Here is a 23865-nt window from a genome sequence, read left to right as displayed (position 1 = left end):
GTGGTCCTCTCCCCCCGTGGCATCCCCCGCAATAATGGTCAGGCAAAAAATTGCCTGAATAATCAGCAACTAACGTCAGTTTAAGGGTTTTATTACGATTTTCTGACGGAATATTGACGATTTTTTAACTGGAGGGATGACGAGATTCACATCGATAATCGAGCGCGTTTTGTATGATTTAACAAATTCGACGATATATTGGTGTAAAAATACTATGAAACGCGTCATTAAAGTGTCACAGGCATGGATAGCCGCGTTTGCCTTCGGAGTTTTGCTTACAGGGTGTGGCGGTGGTTCTGACTCTGCCAGTTCCGGCACTGTTTCTGGTTCTGCCGCGAGCGATACCGAGAATACCGTGAGTCTGCCGGCGGTTCCCGAGCAAGAGAAATCAGCAGTGTTGAGCTGGAGTGCGCCTGACAGCCGTGTAAACGGTGAAGGAATCAAAATGGCTGAGCTGGATAAGTACATCATCCGCTATGGCCAGGATGCCGATAACCTTGACCGGGAGGTTATTATTTCCAACGCTCAGGAGGAGGCCAACATGACACACAAAGTGACCGGGCTGGATGCCGGAGTCTGGTACTTTACTATCCTTGTTCAGGATAACAATGGCCTTTTGAGTGCTCCCTCAGAAGTTGTGGACAAGGAAATCAAATCCTGATTGCAGTCCGGGCTATCCACGCCGTAAGCCAATGTGGTCATGACACCGGATCTACAGTGGGCAGTTTCAGTGTAAAAGTTGAGCCTTCTCCAGGGGTGGAAACCACATAAATTTCACCCCGGTGTTTCTCGACTACTGTTTTTACGAACGACAGCCCCAGGCCTGTACCGTGAATACCTGCAAGTTCGCTGCTTTTCTGGCGTCGGTAACGGTCGAAAAGATAAGGCAGTTCCTCTGGATCTATTCCAAAGCCGTCATCTGCAATCGTGAGACATGCCTGATGCCCTGCGCGAAACACTTGCAGGCTCACAGCTGAGCCGGCAGGGCTGTATTGTACGGCGTTGGTAAGCAGGTTAATAACTGCGCGCTCAAGTAATTCGGCATTCCCTCTTAGCCACAGATCTTCGGTACCTTGTAACTGCAGCTGGATGTGTTTTTCCAGCGCCTGCTCGCTCACGCTGTCACGGGCATTTTCAACAATGGCCAGAAATTCGCACTCATAAAAACGGGTTTCTGTCAGTTGTTCGGCACGTGCAAGCTGAACAAACTCTTCAGCCAGGTGATAACTTCTTCTTGCCAGTCGTCCCAGCTGTTCCAGTTGGTTTTGATCGATATGAGTGGGGTCACGTTTCAATTGTTCTATCAGTGCCAGTTGTGACACCAGTGGTGAGCGCACATCGTGGGAAATAAAGTCAATTGCCTCACGGTGTTGGCGCTGTTGTTCACGGAGTTCCGAGATGTCTGAAATATTGGCAATAATGCCGTATTGAGTGCTGTCCGGAAGGGCAAAAGGGGCGAAGTGAATGAGAAAGTCTTTTTCCCGGATTTGCAGATCCACCGTCCGGCTTTGCAGCAGCGTGAGCGTTTCCGAGACAGTTTCGTGCCAGGGCGGGGTTTCGCGGGGATCATGACCTTCCAGAAGCCGGGTCAGAGGGAGTCCCTCCAGACTGGGCATAGGCTCTCCGAACCACTCTTCAATATGGCCATTGGCAAGGCGGATGATACCAAGTTCATCGGTAACGATGATGCCATCTGGCATGCGCTCAAAGCTGCGGCGGATAAACTCATGCATGTGGTTGAGCCGTTCAGTGGCCACTTTGATGCGTTCGATCCGTGCTGAAATATTCTCGCCGGGCCCGAGCAATTCTTCTGCCGGGTCAGAGTCTGCAAGTTTCAGTCGGCACAGGTAGCGATGCGTGGCTTCCATGCTCAGATCATTGGGCAATGTAAGACCAAGCGTGTAGCTGATGTTGCCGCGGTTAAGTCGAAGCCAGCTCCGGTTTCCCTCGTTATGCCACCGCCCGGGTTTCAGGCTATCCGGAATATCGGCGGGTCCAAGATTGCAGGTGGCGAGGGTGATGTTATTTTCCATCAATAACCAACCCTCCGGCTGAAACAGTGCCTGGAGTTGTTCGAGAAGCAGTGTCAGTGGCCGTTTTGATAGATTTGGTAAAGATACCCGGGGACTGCGAGCCAGCTCACCCAATTGCCGGTTGAGGAATTGATTAGCCATAGCCAGACGCAGGCCGCTGGCTATGGGAAAGGCGAACAGGGGAATGATCAGGGCATGGGCAGCCGGAAGCCAGATCTGGAGATTTGTTAGTGTGAAGACGCACAGGCAGGTTATTGCCGCGCCAGCCGCAATGCACGCAAACAGCGTGCGGGCAGGGCGCATGCGGGGTAAGAGCTTTGCCAGTATTATCAGGGCAATGAGGGCCAGAAGTATTCCTGTCCATGCTGGTGCAGGGCTGATGAGTCTTGCTTGCTGATTCGCAGAGAATATATTGGCGTGGAACTCCACTCCGGATATTGGCCTGCTGTGCCCCGTGGAGGGTGTTGGCAGAATGTCTCCCAACCCTGCGGCAGTGGCGCCGACAAACACGGTTTTGCCTTCAAACACCTCGGCAATCGCCGGCGTATTGAGGACATCGGTGTAAGAATAAGTCGGCAGTGTGCCGGCACCGCCTGCTAGAGGAACGATCCGATAATCTTCGCGTACATTTACAAATGGCGGCAGACCCTGAGAGTCGGGTTGCCTGGAGCTGACACCGGAGGCTGCGAGCCCCAGAGCTGGCCAGAGTTGGCGAGTCATTCCGTTGAATAGATAAAGGCCCCTGGCAATTCCGTCATGATCGAGTTCTATGTGCGCATGCCCAAGGCCTGAAGCGGCAGTAATAAGGTCGCTTGCAGGAAACTGTTCACTGAGAAGCAGGCGTGAGCTGGGAGGCGATATATGGACGGGCAGAATGACCCTGCCGTGGGCCTCCATGGCCCGTTGGAACTCGGCATCGTCCGGGGATGGCTCCGGGAAGAGAATGTCGAATACGATGGTATCGGCACCGGCCTGGTGGAGTTTCCTGATAAGCGCTGCGTGGGTTTTTCGTGGCCAGGGCCAGCGACCTTGTTGAGCCAGGCTCAGATCATCAATCGCAACAATGACTACGTTGGGGGACACGTCAGGAGCGCTGGCGAGCATTGCAGAGTCAAGAAGCCAGTAGTCAACACGTTGCGGCAGCGCTGTTAACTCTGCCAACAGGAATATCAACAGGAGTGCCGTGCCGAGTGTCCATGGTGTTGTTTTAATAGGCGGCCTGTCCCGGGTCATGAGTTCTGCTGTAGGTGTTGATCGGTCAAGATATTATTCCAGGTACAATTCCCTCCCTGGTCCCCAGCGACTTTGTAGCGGGCCGTCAGAAAGAGCTTTCAAGCGCACAAAATACCGTCTTCCGGGAATAAGACGCAAGGCCGCTGTGGTATCTGGCAGCGTTGCTTCCTTGATAACGTTACGGAAACCTGGCTCTTCCGCCAGTTGCATACGGTAGCTGACAGCGGTATCAACCTTTTGCCAGAACACGCGAACCTGGCTGTCGATGTAATTGATACTGATGATGCGCACCGGAGGGAGTGTTCCGTTTACGATGAGTTTGCGCGGTTGCGTTGTTGCCACCGAATTTCCGCCGGCTTCTGTAACCACACGCCAGTAGTACTGGCCAGGGCTCAGAGGTCGCGATGGCAGGGCTGTTGTTTCTGGTGCCCATTCGCTGGTGGCTACAAGGTTCCTGAAGGCTTCGTCTTCTGCAATCTCTACCCGGGCCACTTCATTTTTTCCGTTGAGTGTCCAGCGGAATTCGGGCATGTCGTCATTCACGCTGTCTCCGTTTTCCGGTGTCAGCAGGCTGGCTGTGCTGGCTTGCAAATCTACCTCTATTGGCAGTATGTCGGGCATTCCTGCCATGCCTTGCTGGTCCAGAGCCGCCAGGTGAATTTCGTACGGGCCGTTGTCCAGACGGCTTATGTTGAAGCTGTTGCCACTGACTTTTCTGCTCTCAACCCAAAGCCCGCTATCGGTTTCAAAAATATCCAGGCGATAGCTGGTTGCCGGGTTTTGTTGCCAGGTCATCTCTGCCGGTAGCTGGGTGAGTATCGGAGGCAGCGGGTTAATTTTCGGTGCCGGTGGCATCTTGCGTATGCTCAGTGTGCTGTGGCTGCCGCTACTGACGGTTGCGCTGTAGCCGGCCGGAATGCGCTGATTCTGGTTTGGCGCTCCGAAATCAACCACCCCTTCGATTACCTGCAGGCTCGTGCCTTCCGGGCCGGTCTGCAGTGAGAATGCGGTGCCGCGCACTGCGGCAATGGCAGATGGAGTCTCAATTTCGAAGCGGGCGCCGCCACTAATGACCGGCTTTACACGTGTGTGGACCTCTCCCCGGCTCAGTCTGAGCCGGGTGTCGACCATGCCGGACTTACCATACTGGGTCAGGCGGTTGAATATCAGCCTGGAATCCGGGGAGAGGCGGACTTCCGAACCATCCGCCAGGGTGATGGTTGCGGCGCCTGTTCCAGAAAGCACTTCATCTCCAACCCTTATCAGCGTGTCCTTCGTCAGACGTTTTTTCCGGCCATCGATACCCGATATCAATTGAACGTTGCCAGAAACCGAGGAGGCGCGCGCCGGGTCGGGTTGTCTCTTCAGCCAGGACAGAGGGATGTGAATGCGATCGCCTTCTCCAAGTGTGGCGGGATTCTGAATTGAGTTGTATTGAAGCAACTGGCCGGGGCTATAACTTTTGGCCAACAGATCATTGGCCGCTTCGGCAAAGCTCTCGCCGGACCTCAGGGTATAAGTCCACTCGGGCATCAGGTTGCTGGCAGGATTTATGGCTGTGGTCGCTGACCCCCGGGTAATGGACAACTCGGCCCATGCAGGCATGCCCAGCGTCAGAAGGGCCAGTATCAGACATGCTTTGGTGACATACGATATTCGATATTCAGTCATTCTGTACTTGCACTTCCTGGTTTGCTTCCGGTGTTCCTGCCAGGTCTCCATCTACAATTTCGGCCGTCATAGCTTCCAGACGGTAGCCACGCTGGTAGATTGTCTTGATGCGGAAACCATTTTCCGGGTTCAGGCCCAGTCGGCGCCGCAGGCGGCTCATGTGTGTGTCTACGGTTCGGGTATTGATATCCCGCGCGAGCCCCCACACTCGTTCCAGAAGCACTTCCCGGGTGAGCAGGCGGCACTGGTTCTGAAACAGGAACAGGGTCAGGTCAAAGTCTTTGTCGGTCAACGTAAGCTGTTCACCGTGGAGGGCAATGGTCCTTTGCTGTGTATTGACCTCAAAGGGCCCGTATTTAAGGACTTCTTTTTCATTGTTCGGATTGGCACGACGTGCCAGGGCGTTAATACGGGCAACCAGTTCTGCGGCCCGGGCAGGTTTCGCGAGAAAATCATCTGCGCCCGCGTCAAGAGCTTCGACAATATCGGATTCACTATCGCGCTGGGTCAGAAACAGGACAGGGATCGGCCAGTTGATCTGGGCTCTGACGCTTTTCAGAACGTCGATGCCAGTCATGTCAGGAATCTGCCAGTCAAGAATCATCAGGTCATAGCTACGGTGTAGTACAGCACTGAGAAAGCTCTGTCCCGTCGGAAAACTGTCGCAGTGATGGCCGCGCTCAGACAATATTGACTGGATATGCTGCGCCTGTTCCTGTTGGTCTTCAAGCAGAGCAATGCGCATTGCGCCTCCTGGTGTAAATGATGTCACGTTGCGATTCTGTTTCGCTGTAAGCGATACAGTATGTCCTGCCATATCAATTAATTGTCACAAAATGCTGAGCGGTATTCAGTTTCGTTATGTAGCCTTGCGTAAACGGGTGGCAGGTTTCCCGTCATCGTCATCAAGTGTTTGTCGGCAGGCAGGGAAATTACTACAGCCCCAAAACCAACCTTTTTTGCCTTTTCGTCTAACCAGGGGGGAAAAACAGTGGGGGCAGGGGATGGGTTTCTGGTCGGTACCATCTTTCGGAATCGCATCTTCAATGGGGCGAGTGCCGCGGCAATCGGGATAACGTGTGCAGGCATAAAATTGGCCAAACTTGCCATCCCGCTCCGTCATGGGCGCACGGCATTTGGGGCAGTTCGGAGCTTTGGTCGGTGCTCCGGTATATGGCGAATTGACAGTGGGGCCAATGAATTCACGGATTTCCGCCTTTAGCGTTTCCAGGAATTTACGGGGGTCGTCCTCGCCTCTGCGGACGCCCTCCAGGGTTGCTTCCCAAACCGCAGTTCTGTCTGGTTTGCTGACCGATTCCGGTAGTGCACTGATCAGGGCCTTGCCTTTGTCCGTGGCCCGGATATGCCGGCTGTCCCTGTACAGGTAATCCCGTTTGAACAGGGTGTCGATAATGTTCGCACGGGTGGCCTCTGTTCCAAGGCCGTCGGTATCACGCAGGGTTTTTCGCAACTCGGGGTCGGTTACAAATCGGGCAATGTTTGTCATCGCCGACAGCAATGTAGCGTCGGTGAAGTGCTGTGGAGGTTTGGTTTTGCGCTCATTCACGGAGCAGTCTTCGCAAAATACCGGTTCACCCTTGTCCAGGCGTGGCAGAGGTGATTTTTCTGCTTCCTGTTTGCTGTCCCGGAGCTTCAGTTCCAGTGCTTTCCAGCCCGGTTCCAGTACAGCCGTTTCAGTGGCGCGGAACCTGTGTTCAGCTACACGTACGGTAAGCCGGCCTTCACGGTGTATGGCATCTGCTGAAAACTGCATCAGATAATAGCGGCTGATAAGGCCATAGATTTTTAGTTCAGCATCGCTGAGTTTACCGTTGGGCGCGGTTCGGCTGGTTGGAATAATTGCATGGTGGGCGTCGACCTTTTTGTCGTTCCAGGCGGCGGTTCTGCGATTGAAATCTGCGTTGTTGCAGGCATCTGCAAGGGCAGGAATGATTCTGCCTATGGCTCCTGTAACCTGCTCGCGCTGGGCATAGTGCCCCTCGGGCAGGTATCGGCAATCGGAGCGCGGATAGGTTATGAGTTGGTGGCGCTCGTAAAGATTCTGAGCGGTATCCAGCACATCCTTTGCACCCATGCGGAACAGACGGCCCGCTTCTATCTGCAGCGCAGATAATGAAAGTGGCAAAGGTGGAGCTTCGGGGCGATCGCGAAACCGGGACTCAACAACCGAACCTGGCCGGTTATTTACTGCAGCAGCAATCTGTTCGGCGGTTGCTCTGTCCAGAAGCCGGTTTTCTTCGTCCAGGTGATCCTGAAACTGGTCATCGGGAAGCCAGCGTGCGGTGAATGCCTGCTGATCCGCTTCATCCTCCTGGGCTTTGAAACGGGCTTCCAGGCGGAAGTAGGGCCTGGGCTCAAAGTTTTCGATGATGTTGTCCCGCTCTACCACCAACCCCAGTACCGGTGTTTGAACACGCCCGACGGAATAGACCCCTTTTTGCCCCTGTTGCTGGTAGCTCAGCGTATAAAAGCGGGTGAGGTTGATGCCATAGAGCCAGTCTGCCCTCTGGCGGGCGAGTGCAGAATGGGAAAGCCGGCGAAACTCCAGGTTGTCTCTGGGGTTCTGTATGGCCCTGGCAACGGCCGCCGGAGTCAGGTCATTAATGAGTATCCGCTTTACGGGGGCTTTGGTTCCAAAATAGCGAATTACCTCATCAACCAGTAGCTGACCTTCTCTGTCGGGGTCGCCGGCGTGAATTATGGTATCAGCCTGCCGGATCAGGGACTCCAGTGTTTTAAGCTGCTGACGCACATTGTCTTTTGGTGTGACCTGCCACTTATCGGGGAATATTGGGAGGTCGTGCTGGCGCCAGGCTTTCCAGGCCGGGTTGTAGCTGGCGGGTTCAGCCGGTTCCAGGAGGTGGCCAATACACCAGCTTACCGTGACCGCCTCATTGCCCTGGCCGCACCGGATCCAGCCCTGGCCCTTTTGGTGAGGAGCTGGAAGAGCAGCGGCAATGGCTCTGCCGAGGCTTGGTTTTTCGGCGATATAAAGGAGCATGGTTTGGTTCTGGCGTTATCTGGGTTGGAGTCGGAGGGAAATGTGGCGGTTTGGTAGATGGGTGTCAAGGTTCGGAGGCTGCCTCATCTGTAGTAAACTGTTGGTATAAGCTGTTATGAGACATCGCCACCAAATTCCGGGCGAATATTGAGAGTTAAAGCGTTATGAAAATCCAGAATACAATTGAAGCGAAGCTGAAAGAAGCGTTTGATGCCAGCATTCTTGAGGTGGAAAATGAAAGCCATATGCACAGTGTGCCCCCTGACTCTGAGACGCATTTCAAGGTGACTATGGTGTCACCGGCATTTGTCGGACAAATGAAGGTCAAGCGGCATCAGGCAATTTATAAGGTGCTTTCGGAGGAGCTGGAAATGGCCGGTGGCGTGCATGCGCTGGCCCTGCATCTATACTCTCCGGAGGAGTGGGAAGCTTCCGGGCGGGTTGCTCCTGCATCACCCAACTGTCTCGGCGGTTCGAAGGCGGATTCGCAGGCAGCGGCTTCAGACGCCCAAAATCAGAATGGAGTGCGTTCATGAGTCAGTTTTTTCAGATTCATCCTGAAAACCCGCAAAAGCGATTGGTCAAACAGGCTGTAGAAATTCTCCGCAGTGGTGGTGTTATTGTCTACCCCACCGATTCAGGTTATGCCCTTGGCTGTTATTTGGGTGAAAAACCCGCTGCTGACAAGATCAAGCGGATTCGTAAACTGGATGACAAGCATAACTTTACCCTGGTGTGCAGGGACCTCTCGGATATCGGAGTCTATGCGAAAGTAGACAATACCCAGTACCGGCTGCTTAAAACATTCACGCCGGGGCCTTATACGTTCATTCTGGATGCTACGAGCGAAGTGCCTCGAAGGTTGCTGCACCCCAAGAGGCGTACGATTGGCGTGAGGGTGCCTGATAATGCGATCGCTCAGGCGCTTCTGGGTGAGCTGGGCGAGCCCATTATGAGTAGTACACTGATTTTGCCGGGCGAGACTGAGCCAATGACTGATCCCTACGATATCCGGGATACGCTGGAGCATGAGCTGGATCTCATTATTGATGGCGGTTTCTGCGGAATGGAGCCTACCACTGTGGTTAACTTTACCGGCGATGCACCTGTGGTGACCCGGGTTGGCAAGGGTGATCCGGCCCCTTTCGAGACATAATGCTCAGGCACGGGTGTTCAGGTTGAAGGCGTAGGAACCTTGAGTTACTGCAACTTCGACCTGATCAACGGGAGCTGAACGCCGAAGGGTATCGTAACGGTGTACCAGGTCCTGTAGCCCGTTGAATTGCTGGTCTTCGCTGACTATTGTGTCCAGCAATGAGTTATTTACGCCATAGGCCTGATTAAGCTTCATTGCATTATCCATGAAGTGCAGCGTTGGCTCATTTACGCTCAGCCGGCTGAAGGCCTCTGTGAAGTTCTTGTTCACGTTCAGGTCATTTTCTATACGGGTGCGGGTTTCCTCTGCCACTTTGCCACCCACCTCAATCCTGCCGCTATCATTTTTATTGACGCTGACTGCCGTAGTGGGGTTCAGATTGTATTCGGCAAGTTTGTGCCGCAAGGTCTCCTTTACAAAGGCAAGATCCTGCCCCACGGTTTGCTTGTAATCTGCCAGGGGTAGCTTCTGCGATTTCAGTTTTCCCATATCGTTCAGGGAGTCGCCGGAAGGCGTGAAGCGGTCGTCACCGGGGCTGGAAGATTGCACTGTCTCTGTCCCCGAGGCCCCTTTGGCCCGCTGCCCCTCGGCTTCCGCGGTTGATCGGTTTTCCAGTGTTTGCTGAAAACGGGTGCTTGCCTGAATCAGGGTAGTCAGCAGTGACATGATGTTTTCCTCCATGGCCAACAACTGGCGCGCCAAAAAAATGCTCTGTTAAACAGCAGAAGCACATTTCGGGCCACTTGGCGGAAAGGCTCCGTTCTGACCTGTGTCAGTAAATAATTGACGCAAATCTATAAAGTTAATCGCCACAATGCCGTCAATAAAAAATAGAACCTTTGAGGAACTCCGGTCGGTTATGAAAAAACAATACTCAATCCGCTTTCTGTTACTCGCTGCTTTGGCAACCGGGTTTTCACTTATTCTGGTATTCACCGTGCTATACAGCGCGAACGCCCAGCGTGATCATATGGAAGAGTTCAGCCACAAATATGTGGAAGGCCTTGCCAAGTCCTATTTTGATGGCCTGAATACCATGATGGTGACCGGCACGATTGGCAACCGTGATGTGCTTCGGGACAAAGTGATGGCCCCGGAGGATGTGCTGAATGTGAGAGTGATCCGCAGCGACCAGTTGAACCGGATGTTTGGTAAGGGGACCCAGGCCGAGCAGGTGCGTGATTCTGCTGATAACAGGGCTCTGGCGGGGGAGCGAATTGAACAGTATTCAAGTAATGATGATGGCCGCGTTTATACGCTGATTGATCCGGTTATTGCCCGGGAGAACTATCAGGGTGTGAATTGCCTGGGTTGTCATCAGGCACAGGAAGGTGATGTTCTTGGTGCAATCCGGGTGGACTACTCTCTGGCTGACAGTGATGACAGCTTGCGTCAGCAGCTGCTGGCGAGTGGTGGTATTCAGGTTATTACTTTTATTGTGGTGTTTTTCCTTACCGCCCTGGCTTTGAATCGCCTGGTTTTTTCAAGATTGCGCCGGCTACAGGCCAGCATGGATGAGATTTCGGGAAACTCTGATCTTACGCTTGAGCTGGATGTGACCCGCAACGATGAAATCGGTTCTGTGTCTCTGGCGTTCAACCGCATGATGGCGAAAATCCGGGACAGCATGCATACGGTCATGGATAACGCTGCACAGGTGGAGCAGGCAGCCCGTCGTATTGCAGAAAAGGCGGACACGACAGGCCATGAAGTGATGGCGCAGAGGGACAATACGGATCAGGTTGCCAGTGCAACCACGGAAATGGCTGCTTCTGCCGTCCAGGTGCGCGGAAACGCCAACCACACATCTCGCAAATCAGAAGAAACCGCAGAGTCAGCCAGCAGCGGTGAGAGCCTTGCGAGAGCTGCAGTGGAGGGTATTGAAGCGTTAAATACCGAAGTGCAGGGCGGTGCCAGGCGAATCGCTGATCTGAACGAGCGCACCGGCCGGATGGCGGGCATGCTGGAAGAAATCTCCAATATCGCCGAGCAAACGAATCTGCTTGCGCTTAATGCGGCTATAGAGGCCGCCAGAGCAGGAGAGCAGGGGCGTGGCTTCTCTGTAGTTGCTGATGAAGTTCGTGCGCTGGCATCTCGCACCCAGGTTTCCACAGAAGAAATCCGGGAAACGATCAACGGGCTTAAAAGCGAGGTAGTCGATTGTGTAGCTACCATGCGCCACGCGTCGGATATGGCGGGCTATCAGGTTGAAGCCATCTTGAAAGTAGAATCCGAGCTACAGAACATCGCCTCCGCTGTTCGGGAAATTACCGCTCTCAATCAGGAGATGGAAAGCGCTGCGAATGAGCAGAGCGATGTGTCAGAAGCCATCAATCAGAATGTAATTGAAATCAGTCGTTCTGCAGAGCAAACGTCAACGGATGCGCAGGAAACGGCGGATATTGCGGGTGAGCTGCTTATGATGGCAGAGGCCCTCAGAGAAACCATAGAGCAGTTCCGCCTGAACAAGTGAGGAAGATAGCAGGGCGGCCTTTTCGGGCCCGCCCTCGCATTTATTGCCCCGTACTCAGCCCTGCCGGGTAACATTGATAATCTTGAGATGAATATTGTTGCGGCCACGGATTGGCCACTCAATGGAATCGCCTACCGAAAGCCCGAGCAGAGCAGAACCTGCCGGCGCAAGAATAGAAATCTTGCCGTCTCCGCTGCCCACTTCATGGGGATACACCAGCGTCAGTTCCTGTTCCTGGCCGCTATCCTCATTTTTAAACCGAACCTTTGAGTTCATGGTTACTACGTGTTCCGGCATTTCTGCGAGCGGAACAAGAGTGGCACGGCTCAGTTCGTCATCCAGGCCCTCAGCAATATCTGAATCACCCTGTTTTTCGATCAGGGTTGTTAAGCGGTTAAAATCTTCTTCAGCAACCAGTATTGGCGGCATGTCAGCCATAGTAAACTCCCAAAAATGCGTTTGTGATATGAACTATCTGGATTCAAACGCCGAATCCGGCGTTCTATAAGCGGATTCAGCGAGAAAAGAGAAAGGCGAACAACACACCAGCAGTGTCTGCCTGTTTGCGGACACTGAAACGGTAGAAAGGAATGGTCTCTGAGAAAAGCATTCTCACAGGCTCACCTGTTGCGTTGTATCTGATAATAAAAAGGAAGAGCAGCACTTCGGCCGCTTTCGTCAATCTATAAGCTTTTGCCGGGTTCCACAAGTGGGCGCGAAGAAAACCCGGGAAATAAAATGTGAAGGGGCGTGGTTGCATTTATTTCTCCCCTTGAGCCAGGGTTTCGCAGGGCATAAAGCTGTCTCAAAAGTGTCTCAGAATTGTCATTATCCCGCTCTAATATGTGTCGGAAATGCAAACACATTTAAGGTTTAGGGGCAGCTATGGTATTTCACAAATCTCTTCTGGCATTCGCCATTTCGGGTTCTATCATCACACTTGCGGGCTGCACAGACGATGGTGCTGACGGTGCTGACGGAGCAGCTGGCATCAGTCAGTCGCTTATTGAACTGAATGTGCTGGGTACCTACGCCAGCGGTGTGTTCGATGAAAGCGCGGCGGAGATTGTTGCCCACGACCCGGTGAATCAACGATTGTTCGTTGTGAATGCCAACGATTCTACGGTAGACGTTCTGGACATCAACGATCCGGAAACTCCGGTTAAACTCGGTACTATCGATGCGACGGCTGAAGGTGCATCCGCAAACAGTGTTGCGGTATACGGTGACCTGGTGGCTGTAGCCATTGAAGCGCAGGTAAAGCAGGACAACGGAAAAGTGGTGTTCTATAACACTACTGACCTGAACAAAGTGGGTGAAGTGATGGTTGGCGCTTTGCCCGACATGGTTACATTTACCCGTGATGGCAAGGCCCTCCTGGTTGCTAACGAAGGCGAGCCGAGCGATGACTACCAGAATGATCCGGAAGGCTCTGTCAGTATCATCGATCTTTCCAATGGCGCCAGCGCTGCAACGGTAACCACTGCCGGTTTCACCGCGTTTAATACTGATCGTGCGGCTCTGATGGCTGAGGGCGTACGTGTATTCGGGCCGGGAGCCAGTGTGGCTCAGGATATGGAGCCGGAATACATTGCTGTATCCCTGGATAACAAAACAGCCTGGGTTGCACTTCAGGAAAACAATGCCGTAGCTGAGCTGGATATCACTGCAGGCGAAATTACCGCCATCATTCCGCTTGGGTTCAAAAACCACAGTATTCTTGGCAACGAACTGGATGCCAGCAACCGCGATAATGGTATCAATATCCGTAACTGGCCGGTGTTCGGGATGTACAACCCGGATGCTATCGCAAGTTACGGTTACAACGGTAAAACCTATTACATCACCGCCAACGAGGGTGATTCGCGGGATTATGACGGCTTTACTGAAGAATTCCGGATTGGCGATCTGACCCTTGATGCAACTGCATTTCCGAATGCGGCGGAGCTTCAGGACGATGCCAGCATCGGGCGTCTGAATGTTACCTCTACGCTGGGATATGGCAGCTCCTGCGATCCAAGTGATCCTGCAGTCGTGGAAACCACCTGCGTGTACGAGGAACTTTACGCCTATGGAGCGCGTTCGTTTTCGATCTGGTCAGCGGATGGTACTCAGGTATTCGACAGTGGTAGTGAGTTCGAACGCATTATTGCCAGCCTGATCCCCGACAACTTCAACAGCAGCAACGACGAAAACTCCTTTGATGACCGTTCAGATGACAAAGGGCCTGAGCCTGAAGCTATTACTGTAGGCCAGATTAATGGCCAGACTTTTGCCTTCATCGGCCTTGAGCGAGTCGGCGGAATCATGGTGTACAACGTGACAAATCCGCAGAACCCTGAGTTCGTGCAATACCTGAACAACCGGGATTTCTCCGCGTCACAGACTGATCTCGAGAATGGACTGGCCGGCGACCTGGGGCCAGAAGGCATGGTCTTTATCCCAGGGAGTGAGAGCCCGAATGGTAAACCTGTACTTGCAGTGGGTAATGAAGTGAGCGGAACCACTACTCTGTATGGTATTGATGTGATCGAGCTGTCAGCAAACTGATTCAGGTTTTCTGCAGACATTTCTTTACCGGGCCCCCTGAGGGCCCGTTTTGGTTTGTGTGCGGGGTTTGTAGGGCTATAGCTATCGCCCGTTCTTGGTAGTTGTTAACGAGAAATTACTTTTTGTTTATTTTTTTATTTCTTTTGTTAAAATTACAGGCAGCTTGAAACTACATGGAGGTTAGGAGTACGGATGTTAGTCTCATTTTTTCGATGGATTCCCCTTTCACTCGTCGTGATTTTGCTTCCAACCGGTGTTTCTGCTTCAGCTATTCAGCTCAACGAATGGGCGTTTAATATTGACGGTAATGTTTCCGAGTATTTTGCCGGCGACGACTTACCGGGTTCCGGCAGTCTGGATAGCGAGACAGGACTAGGAACACTGGATTTCGCATTTTCTTCCCCGGGTTCTCATTCGCTGCTTGCTTTTTTCGATTTCGAAATTGCGGCGAGCAGCAATACTTATTTCAATGAGTTTGGCAGTGCTACAGGAACCCCGGTTTCAGGTCAAAGCTGGCAGATTGATGAGCCAGGTTTCGTGTTTGGCACAATCTACGATAACTTTCTTGATGACTCTCTCAGCAATGCAAATTTCCTGCCTCAGTCCGCGCCAGATGATGTCTCCTTCGCTTTAGGCTGGAGCTTTGAGCTTTTGGAAAATGAAAGTGCAGAGCTTTCGTTGTTCACCAGTGAAACTGCCCCATTAGACGGCTTTTACCTTTCCCACAGCGATCTTGGCGCTGACGTTGATCAGTCCATCTATTTTTGGGGCGAGTTGAATATCAGTAGTAGCGTTCCGGTTTCAGTGCCGGAGCCATCCTCTCTAGCTCTCCTGCTGCTTGGCCTTGTCGGCCTCACTTTTTCCCGGTTTCCCAGGTAGTTGTTTCTGGTGGGAACCAGAATTATGCAGATCGACTAATTTCAGAAAGATATAGAACAAGGGATTAACATGAAACGGAGCTTTTGCCTCGCTTATTTCACTGGCGTGCTTTTGGCTGGTTCACACCTTTTGTCCTCTCCCCATGCAATGGCCAGTCAGGCTCCGTTAGCGGCTGACGTATTGGTGGTGATCGATGAGTCCGGATCGATGTCTGGTGAGCAACGCTGGATCGGTGAAATGATTCCGCTCCTTGACGAAAACCTGAAGCAGTACGGCATTGGCAATGAGGCGCTCGAGAATCTTTACGGACTGGTCGGGTACGGTAGTTCAAGCGTTGTACCACGTTCATTGCTTGTAGGTGGTGAAAAACTGGGTTCAGCCTCAGCATTTGTCGATGCGACGGCGGGCCTGGTAACAAGCGGTGGTACGGAAGATGGGTGGAGGGGTATTGAATACGCACTGGACGAATACCCCAAGCGTAACGGCGCCGCAGTTAACATCATTCTGGCGACCGATGAAGACAGAGACAACACTGCAAGTTCAATAACCTATCAGACGGTCAGGGACAAACTCAGCGAGAACCGCGCTCTGTTGAACGCTGTTATTAATGCCCGGGTCCTGTGTGCCGATGGAACAAGTGCTCTGGGGGTGGATAGTCTAGGAACCGGCTATGTTGCAGATGGGAACGGTGGGTTCACCACCTGTGAAGGAGCGTCTGCACGGTCAGGTTCTGGCAATACCATTGCCCACTATGTTGACTTGGCGATGGAGAGTGGAGGGGCTGCATGGGACCTCAATTTTCTGCGTTCGGGTGGGACAAATGCGGAGTCCTTTACCCGGGCTTTGCTTGATATCAAAGTAGAAGAGATCCTTAGCCAGAGACCTACGGGTGACCTGGTCGCAGTTGTTCAGGCTACTCCCAATCCTGCGGTAGCAGGTGAGGTTATTACCCTGGATGGAACAGGCTCGTTTCATCAGAATGATGGCAGCTCAATCGTCCGCTGGGAATGGGATCTCGATGATGACGGCATCTATGATGCTGAAGGGCCGGTTTTAACAACCAGCTTTCCTGAACTCGGGCAATACCCGGTTACGCTTCGTGTAACCGATGATAGCCAGACACCACTGGTTGAAACCGCCCGCGTGATTATCGATGTAGATACACCTCCCTTACAACCAACTGCGAACGCAGGCGGTCCCTATTTATTCTGTCCACAAACCCAGCCCTGGTATGTTGATGGTTCTGGCTCAGTAAACCCTGATGACGGGCTTAGCGAGCCGAATCAACCAGCCGATAAACTCACTGCGTGGGAGTGGGATCTAGATAATGATCTTGTTTTTGACGATGCCAGTGGTGAACGGATAGACGTTACTGATCAGTTTGCAGGAATGGGTACAGGGGATTACCTGATCCGGCTGAAAGCAACGGATAATACTGCAAACGCATTCCCAAGCAGTGGGCAACCGAATTTGTCTGATATCTCGGTTACTCAGGTTCGGATACGCGATGCGTCGGATGCTGCATGCAACTGCCTGACTGACCTCGCCGCACGGGCGAAAATGACAAAAGTCCAGCTTACCTGGAGCGATTCCGGGGCTCCTGCCTATGCAATATACAGAAGTGAGCAGCAAGGCGGGCCATACACGCAGATTGCCACCACAGACAATCGCTACTCTACATATCTGGACACTGGTCTTGAGCTGAATACAACCTACTACTACGCCGTGAGTGAACTGGGCACGGATGGACGCCCGACCTGCCGGTCGAGAGAAGTGAGTGCCACGCCGTCTGCCCGAAGGCTCAACGCTTCGAACCGTCCTCCTGAGATACATTCCACGCCGATTGTAAGCGCGGTAGAGGGGGAGCTGTATCAGTACCTGGTTGAGGCGACAGATCCGGACAGTCGAGACACTATTGAATTCAATTTGCAGGTAGCTCCGAGCGGTATGGTTATCGATGCCACTGGCAATATTCAGTGGACGCCGGTTAATGCTCAGGTCGGGGAGCAAACAGTAGTTGTCAGGGTTTCCGATATACAAGGGGAATTTGACGAGCAGGTATTCACCATCAGCGTGACGAACGTTAACCAGGCTCCCCGTATTGTCAGTAATCCGGAAACCAGCGCCACAGAGCGCGAATCCTATAGTTATCAGGTGCAGGCGATAGATCCTGATTTTGGTGACATCCTGTCTTACCAGTTAATCAATGGTCCTGCAGGTATGGAACTGGACTCCAGTAGCGGGCTTGTGTCCTGGATACCCCAGGACGGGCAGGCCGGGGTTCAGGTAGTCACCATAAGGGTGGCCGATGCTGCGGGAGAAATTGATACCCAAAGCTTCGAAGTAAGTGTACGGGAAAGAAATCATCTGCCTGTCATAAGCAGCGAGCCTGTTGGCGAAGGATCCGTTGCTGCTGAATATCGATATCAGGTGCAGGCTACTGATTTAAATGCTGATGATGAACTTACGTACGCGCTAGGGGAATTCCCTGAGGGAATGATTATTTCTCCATTAACCGGAGAAATCACCTGGACGCCGGTTGCAGGTCAGGAGGGTGTTCATTCTGTATCCGTGATTGTGTCGGACAGTCGTGGGGCATCCTCCTCACAGAACTTCCAGGTGCTGATTACAGAGCAGAATTTCGCTCCGGTATTCACGACCGACTCGTTACCGGATGCGACGGAAGGGCAGAGTTACAGTTTTATGCTCACCGCTACAGATCCAAACGAAAACGAGACGCTGACTTTTAGTCTGGTTTCCGGTCCTTCTAATCTGCAGATTGATCCTGCCAGTGGCGAAATTGCCTGGCTGCCTGTCTCTGCTCAGGTTGGTGAAAACCCGATAAGTGTGAGGGTGACTGACTCTCACGGGCTCTACGACCAGGTGGACTATGTGTTGAATGTTATCAACGCAAACCGGGCACCTGAGATCATTTCAACTCCGTCGCTCACTGTGAGTGTCGGCCAATCTTTTGAATATCAGGTTGTTGCAACCGACGACAGCGGAGCAGACCTGGAATATCGGCTGATAGAGGGCCCCTCAGGGCTGTCCATGAGCTCAGGTGGTCTCATAACCTGGATGCCAGAGGCAAGTGATGTGGGCGCAAACCGCATCACGATTCAGGTTGTTGATCAGGATGGAGCATCGGACATTCAGGATTTCAGCCTCCAGGTAACTACAGGAAACCAGAGCCCGGTTATTGAGAGCATTCCGTCTACCGCTACGAGGGCAGGTCAGCCTTATTACTACACTGTCTCAGCTACGGATGCTGATGGTGATAGCCTGACCTACAGTCTCACTCAGGCGCCAGTCGGGATGGTCATCAGTTCTGCGGGACAGGTCAGCTGGACACCTACAACAGAGCAGGTGGGGGCTCATGGCGTGACCATCAGCGTGACTGACGGCAAGGGTGGGAGTGCCACTCAATCATTTATGCTTGAAGTTACCGGCAGCAACGCCGCCCCTTCAATTGTGAGTTCACCCTTGTCGCCAGCAGTGGTTGGTGAAGTATATCTGTATGCCGTTGTTGCTACAGACCCTGAGGGCCTGCCACTTACTTACGCACTTGTCACAGCTCCAGGCGGTATGACCATTGATGAGTCTACAGGCGAAGTGCAGTGGCAGCCGTTGGCCAGCCAGATTGGAAGCCATCCTGTAGCGATCCGGGTTGAGGACAGTGCCGGTGCGTCCGTTACACAGAGTTTCACTCTAACGGTTATTGAAAAGAATGCAGCCCCTGTTATCGAGAGCAATCCACCGGTAAGTGGACTTGTTGGCGAGCCTTACCTGCATACTTTCCAGGCCTCGGATGAGGATGGAGATTCACTGAGCTGGAGTCTGGTATCTGGCCCTGAAGGAATGTCCCTTGATGCTGTTACGGGTGCACTTTCATGGACACCGACAACTTACCAGGCCGGTTCTCAGGAGTTCATCGTGACCGTTACCGATTCGAAAGCGACTGTGGGCAAGACATACATAGTCATGATCGGTGGTGACGTTGCACCACCCCGGTTGGGTAATAAGCCCAAGGATGTCGCTGAAGTTGGAAAGCCTTATGTGTACCAGGTTATTGCAATTGATGCAGATGGTTATACGGCCGATGTGAAAATTGTCTCGGCTCCGGACGGAATGGTGCTCAGTGATGAACAAGGCACACCCACGATCAGTTGGACTCCGAGTGAGGGGGATTGCGTGAAAAGCGTCACATTGGAATTACAGGATGTCTTCGGCCGAACTGCTGAAGTCAGCTGGGATATTCAGGTGCTGGCAGCCCCCAAAAAGCTAAATCGAATCCAGTGCTCAGCGCAATCTCAAGCGTGTGGCGGCTAAGAGAACTCAGGGAGAGAGATAATGTTTTCAGATTTTAGAACTGAGGCTATGTTTTCTGTGCGTTTCAAGCGTTTAGTCAGTGCACTGGTGCTGTTCTTTTTCTCGTTCACTTTCTATTCGCCGGCTGTCCTTGCAACGTTAAATGAAGTGGAACGGCAGTCAAACCCGTCGCAAAATTCACTCGCCTTTATAAACCCGATTGGTGAGACGATAGAGAAGCTTGGACAAAAAGTCAGTTCGTTAAGCCAGGTGGTTGCCAAAGAACGGATGGACCAGATTCCGGCACAGCTTGGCAATATAGAAGATCTTGCAAAGGTATTTCACGAGAGAGATGAACGGGTAAGGGAAGAGCTTTATGCAGAGCGCCAGTCGCTTATAGAGCGTGGTCTGCCCGACGAGATTCTGGCCCGGCACGAGCAGTTTGAGCAGAACTACAGGAATCACGCGGATAGTATTGAACTGGGCCTCGAAAAGCTCGCTCGCTGGGACGATAGTGAGAGAGACACTGAAGAGTTGCTCAACACGCTGAGGACTCTTCAATCTCACTTACAGTACCCTGTACGTAACCCGCAACAAAGTTTCAGCGGAGATCTGGATTTTGTCTCGCCGGCTCCGCGGAGCCTGTACACCAGTCAGTCGGCTATCGAAGGTTTGCTTGGGGTTAACGGCGAACCTGCATGGGACCTGAGTGACTATCTGGAAACAGACAGCGCAACAGCCACCAGTGATCGTATCAGGGATATCGTCACAGAGCTGGGCCCCGATCCGTTAGCGCTATACACCTGGGTGCATGACACCATCCGTTTCGTGCCAAGCTACGGCGTGATGCAGGGTGCTGATTACACCATTCAGAGTGAGCAGGGTAACGCCTTTGATACAGCCAGCACTCTGATTGCGCTCTACCGGGAAGCCGGCATCCCGGCACGGTTCAGCTACGGCACTGTGGCGATATCTGCAGAAGCTGCCCGGAACTGGGTGGGAGGTGTTTCCAATATTGATGCGGCAACAAATATTCTCAGCCAGGGAGGTATTCCGCAGCAGCAGTTCTCCTATGGCGGAGCCTCCGAAGAAGTGGAGATGGAGCACGTTTGGGTTGAAGCCTGGATCGACGGCGAATGGGTAGGTCTGGATCCCAGCTTTAAAGAGCATACCTTCACTGAAGGGATGGATGTCCGGAATGAGCTTCCCTTGGACGCGGAAGCGTTCCTGAACAATGTAAAAGCCTCAGCGACCGTGAATGAAGCGGAAGGCTGGGTGCAGGGGATGGACCCTCTTGTCGTCCAGAACGAACTGGACGCTTATCAGGCTTCGGTCGAATCCTTCATCGGCGCGACTGGCGATGACACCACGCTTGGTGACGTACTGGGAACTCAACAGATTGTTCCTGAAGGTGCCAGCGTAATCGAAGACGTGGTATTGCCATTCAATCGTGTGCGTGCCAGTGCTGTGATCCCCAACCTTCCAGAGTCGCTTTACTATCGTTTTCGCCTGCAGATCGGGAATGCTACCGGAGGCATTTTGGGTATACCTGTGCAGTGGGCAGGGACTGCAGCAGAGCTGGATCGCCTGACTCCAGAGCTTGTTGGCAAGTCTTTGGCGATCAGTTTCAGGCCAGCTACCGAACTTGATCAGCAAACACTGGAAAGTTATCTGCCGGAGAACCCGGAGACGGTTGAGGACCTTCCATCCCAGTTGCCGGCTAACACCATCAATATGATTGGTGAGATAACAGTTGATGGCGATGTCGTAGCAACCACCTCGTCGGTGAGCCTGGGTCAGTCCCTGATGGTGCGCCTGGGCTTTGAAGCACCAGAACGCAGCTGGGATTACAGCGAGAATAACCTCGTTGCTGGTCAGTATCAGGCTGTCGGTATAGATATGCAGGGAATCAGCCCGACACAGCTGATGTCGCTGCAAGCGCAGCTGGAAAGCGTAAAAAACAAGTTAGAGGCTGAGAACTACAGTGGCCTGACCAAGCATGATCTCGTGGGCGGCATTCTTCAGTCCGGCATTCAGGGTTACCTGGCAGAAATCTATGCTATGGACAAAATCGCTGCTATGGCATCGGGTGTTGTGTATAACCGAAGCCCCAGCTACGGAACCTTTTCCACCCAAATGAATGTGTCCTATTTCTTTGGTTCACCAAGAAATGTTCTGTTCAGTGGCGTGGTTATGGATGTAGACCGGATTTCATCAAATACGGAATCTGTGGATAACTGTTATGAGGACTGGGTGGCGTTCAACCGCAGCTCAGGCATGCGTTCCAGCGCCTATGAGCACCTGATCCCTGAGCGCTTGTTCTCTACAGAAGACGAACCTGCAGAGGGCGTATCGACCGCCAAGGCACTTTCGCTTGCCATGGCCCAGGGGCAGCGGATTTATACCCTGACGTCTGAAAATGCCTCCAGTCTCAGTCAGATCACGATCGACTCAGAGGCCCGCTCTGAAATACAGTCGGCCTTGCAGCGAGGTTATGAGGTCACGGCTCACGCCCAGCCGATCAATGTGAATGGCTGGGAGGGGAGCGGGTATTCCATTATTGATCCTGAGCGTGGAGTGGGAGCCTATAAAATAAGTGGCGGGGTTAGTGGTGGATTTTTGGACGACGATACCGCTAATCTCTTGACGCTTTTGGGAATAGGCGGCGGCTTGGTTGGTATTCTGGCGAGTGTAGGATTACTTGTATTGTTGTCAGGAGTTATCTCTTTGGTGCTCGCACTTAATGGATTTTTGGAGTTTAGTTCGAGTATTGATGGGACTAATTGTAGTAATAGTGGAGCGGCGGAATTGTATGTTGGTCTAGTATTCGGTGCTGCAGTTCTTGGCTTGCTCTTCGGAGGGCTTGCTGCATTCGCGCTGCTAACCTGGGTTGGCTTTTTTGCTGCCGGCGCTATAAGTGGTTCTTTTATAGAAGGAAAGATATGTAAATAATTTTGAAACTTATGAATGGAAGTACTCGAAAGAGCCGGAGTAGATCGGATGTCGTAGTCTTTTGTCATAGCTTGCTAGAGCCCTATCAAGGGGACTTTGGAAAGGGATACAGCTAAAGCCCGTCAGTTAAAAGTAAGGCTTGGTTCCACTGAATAGAATGCAGAGTCACTTTTTCGGTGCGTTAGGACCAGCCTCTTTTGCCGGCAAATGTAGATAAAAGGAAAATTATGGAACGGTTACTATATCTTTTATCATTGTGCCTTGTTGTGTGTTGTCTGTGGGCAGTCATATCGGGGAGGTTGTTTCTCGGGGGGCGGATGGTTGAGCGTGACTCTGAGCGAGCGAGCTTTTATTTGGGGTTGTCCGCCTATATTGCAATAGCGGTCTTTGCTATTTTATTTGGAAGGGCTATATAGTGTGGCCTTTTGCTATAGCCATAATTTTCCTTATGTTGCTAATGGTGATAATTGCTTCGTCGCTTTTGACTGGTAAGTTCATTCCTTGGTCTTCGCAACCTATACACTACCAGAATAGCCCTGCTGCTTTTTTAATGTATGTTGCAATTTGTTCGTTAGTGAGTGCGATATTAATGATAGCGATATGGAAATTTTCGGACTTTTTTGGTATTGATTTTTTTATCGGTTAAATTGAAGTAATAGATAAAACACCGCTTGTGTTCAAAGCTCCTTAGTCTTCGCCCCAGAATGCCTCTTCCGGTGTGCGATATTTTTGGCTGATTATGCAGTCTGCGCGCGGCTCGCCTGATGGCCTTTCTGGATACGTTGGAAAAAGAATATTTTCATAAATATGAGCTTTCTCATAAGCATGCATGAAAATATACCGGGTCTTTAAGACATGTACTCCATCATGAATATGATATCGATTGGTGGAGCGCTGTTATTCGTTTCATTCTATATCTGGTACCTTACGTGGCCTGTCGTTGAAGGCGTCGTGACGCACGTTGATGAATGGGTTCACCCAGGAAATCGCGTTGTCGGACCGCGTAAAAAACGTCGGCTGCGGTACCGATATGAATGGAATTCATCTCAACGTGGAACTGCTGGCCAAAGCCTTTTTTTGGCCTATGCATTATCGCCCAGAAAAAGAGTGGGCGAGTCAATCAAAATCAGCGTTTGCCAGAGCTTTCCTCGCATAAGTTGTCCCCGGCGCCCCATGTTTGAGTTCGCGGTTTTACTGGTATGGCTGATTATTCTGATGGCGCCGGTTTTTATTTCACTATTAGAAAATCCGGGCTGAACAAGGCTGGTAGTTCACACACGCCGCTGGCATGCAGGGAAGCCAGAAGATTGTTCCCTGAGAGGCAGGTGCAGTGGCTGTCTTCTTTCGGAAGGTGGCCCTTATGCCATTGTATAAGGCCTTTAGCGAAGTTTTCTTCGCGGTACCTGCCGCTCCTTCCAAACAGTATTCCTGGTTTTAATCTATTTGCACGAGTGGGGTAGGTGTGGAGTTGGTGCCCTCGGCAGGACTCGAACCTGCTACCTTCCCCTTAGGAGGGGGACGCTCTATCCAGATGAGCTACGAAGGCGCTTCTTTAAGAAGACCGGTATGATAACGGCCAGAAGCTTAT

14 protein-coding genes and 1 tRNA gene are annotated in these 23865 nt (G+C 52.2%); 8 read left to right on the top strand and 7 right to left on the bottom strand.

Annotation, left to right across the window (positions count from 1 at the left end; all coding sequences use genetic code 11):
* Positions 1 to 214 precede the first annotated feature (214 nt).
* Positions 215 to 661, top strand: a complete 447-nt coding sequence (locus tag DS878_RS15575; RefSeq protein ID WP_261977560.1) for a fibronectin type III domain-containing protein — start codon at positions 215 to 217, stop codon at positions 659 to 661.
* A gap of 37 nt (positions 662 to 698) precedes the next feature.
* Here DS878_RS15575 and DS878_RS02455 read toward each other — a convergent pair whose 3' ends face one another.
* From DS878_RS02455 to DS878_RS02440, 4 genes are all read right to left on the bottom strand, one after another.
* Positions 699 to 3266: a CHASE2 domain-containing protein gene (locus DS878_RS02455; protein WP_113814371.1), complete on the bottom strand. Its 2568-nt coding sequence runs from the start codon at positions 3264 to 3266 to the stop codon at positions 699 to 701.
* Between the two features lie 33 nt (positions 3267 to 3299).
* Positions 3300 to 4937 (bottom strand): FecR domain-containing protein, encoded by a 1638-nt coding sequence (locus DS878_RS02450; RefSeq protein WP_113814370.1) that lies wholly within the window; start codon positions 4935 to 4937, stop codon positions 3300 to 3302.
* Positions 4930 to 5682 (bottom strand): response regulator transcription factor, encoded by a 753-nt coding sequence (locus DS878_RS02445; protein WP_113814369.1) that lies wholly within the window; start codon positions 5680 to 5682, stop codon positions 4930 to 4932. The genes DS878_RS02450 and DS878_RS02445 overlap by 8 nt, the downstream gene beginning before the upstream one ends.
* Positions 5683 to 5796: 114 nt before the next feature.
* Entirely contained in the window at positions 5797 to 7959 is a 2163-nt protein-coding gene (locus DS878_RS02440) for a DNA topoisomerase 3 (protein WP_113814368.1), read from the bottom strand.
* 164 nt (positions 7960 to 8123) lie between these two features.
* Between DS878_RS02440 and DS878_RS02435 the strand changes: the two genes are divergently transcribed.
* Positions 8124 to 8495, top strand: a complete 372-nt coding sequence (locus DS878_RS02435; RefSeq protein ID WP_113814367.1) for a BolA family protein — start codon at positions 8124 to 8126, stop codon at positions 8493 to 8495.
* Positions 8492 to 9115: an L-threonylcarbamoyladenylate synthase gene (locus DS878_RS02430; protein ID WP_113814366.1), complete on the top strand. Its 624-nt coding sequence runs from the start codon at positions 8492 to 8494 to the stop codon at positions 9113 to 9115. Before DS878_RS02435 ends, DS878_RS02430 begins: the two co-directional genes overlap by 4 nt.
* A 3-nt stretch (positions 9116 to 9118) precedes the next feature.
* Here DS878_RS02430 and DS878_RS02425 read toward each other — a convergent pair whose 3' ends face one another.
* Positions 9119 to 9781, bottom strand: a complete 663-nt coding sequence (locus DS878_RS02425) for a hypothetical protein (protein ID WP_113814397.1) — start codon at positions 9779 to 9781, stop codon at positions 9119 to 9121.
* A gap of 193 nt (positions 9782 to 9974) precedes the next feature.
* Between DS878_RS02425 and DS878_RS02420 the strand changes: the two genes are divergently transcribed.
* Positions 9975 to 11588, top strand: a complete 1614-nt coding sequence (locus tag DS878_RS02420; RefSeq protein ID WP_113814365.1) for a methyl-accepting chemotaxis protein — start codon at positions 9975 to 9977, stop codon at positions 11586 to 11588.
* Between the two features lie 54 nt (positions 11589 to 11642).
* Here the strand turns inward: DS878_RS02420 and rnk are convergent, their stop codons facing one another.
* Positions 11643 to 12026 carry a nucleoside diphosphate kinase regulator gene (rnk, locus tag DS878_RS02415; RefSeq protein ID WP_113814364.1) on the bottom strand — a complete coding sequence of 128 codons (384 nt, stop codon included), beginning with the start codon at positions 12024 to 12026 and terminating at the stop codon, positions 11643 to 11645.
* Between the two features lie 447 nt (positions 12027 to 12473).
* On the opposite strand from rnk, the gene DS878_RS02405 reads away from it, so the two are divergent.
* The 4 genes from DS878_RS02405 (at position 12474) to DS878_RS02390 (ending at position 22277) form a co-directional block, all read left to right on the top strand.
* Positions 12474 to 14138 carry a choice-of-anchor I family protein gene (locus DS878_RS02405; RefSeq protein WP_113814362.1) on the top strand — a complete coding sequence of 555 codons (1665 nt, stop codon included), beginning with the start codon at positions 12474 to 12476 and terminating at the stop codon, positions 14136 to 14138.
* Between the two features lie 192 nt (positions 14139 to 14330).
* Positions 14331 to 15017 carry a PEP-CTERM sorting domain-containing protein gene (locus DS878_RS02400; protein ID WP_113814361.1) on the top strand — a complete coding sequence of 229 codons (687 nt, stop codon included), beginning with the start codon at positions 14331 to 14333 and terminating at the stop codon, positions 15015 to 15017.
* Positions 15018 to 15086: 69 nt separating this feature from the next.
* Positions 15087 to 19346, top strand: coding sequence for a putative Ig domain-containing protein (locus tag DS878_RS02395; RefSeq protein ID WP_113814360.1), 4260 nt, complete (start codon positions 15087 to 15089; stop codon positions 19344 to 19346).
* A gap of 21 nt (positions 19347 to 19367) precedes the next feature.
* Positions 19368 to 22277: a transglutaminase-like domain-containing protein gene (locus tag DS878_RS02390; RefSeq protein ID WP_113814359.1), complete on the top strand. Its 2910-nt coding sequence runs from the start codon at positions 19368 to 19370 to the stop codon at positions 22275 to 22277.
* Between the two features lie 1469 nt (positions 22278 to 23746).
* On the opposite strand, the gene DS878_RS02380 is transcribed toward DS878_RS02390, so the two are convergent.
* Positions 23747 to 23823: transfer RNA gene (locus DS878_RS02380), tRNA-Arg, on the bottom strand.
* Positions 23824 to 23865: the final 42 nt, after the last annotated feature.

Origin of the sequence: Marinobacter sp. F3R11 (assembly GCF_003318275.1) — a bacterium.
Lineage (GTDB): Bacteria > Pseudomonadota > Gammaproteobacteria > Pseudomonadales > Oleiphilaceae > Marinobacter.
Note: the sequence above shows the minus strand (reverse complement) of the source record. Positions and strands in the feature narration are given on the sequence as shown.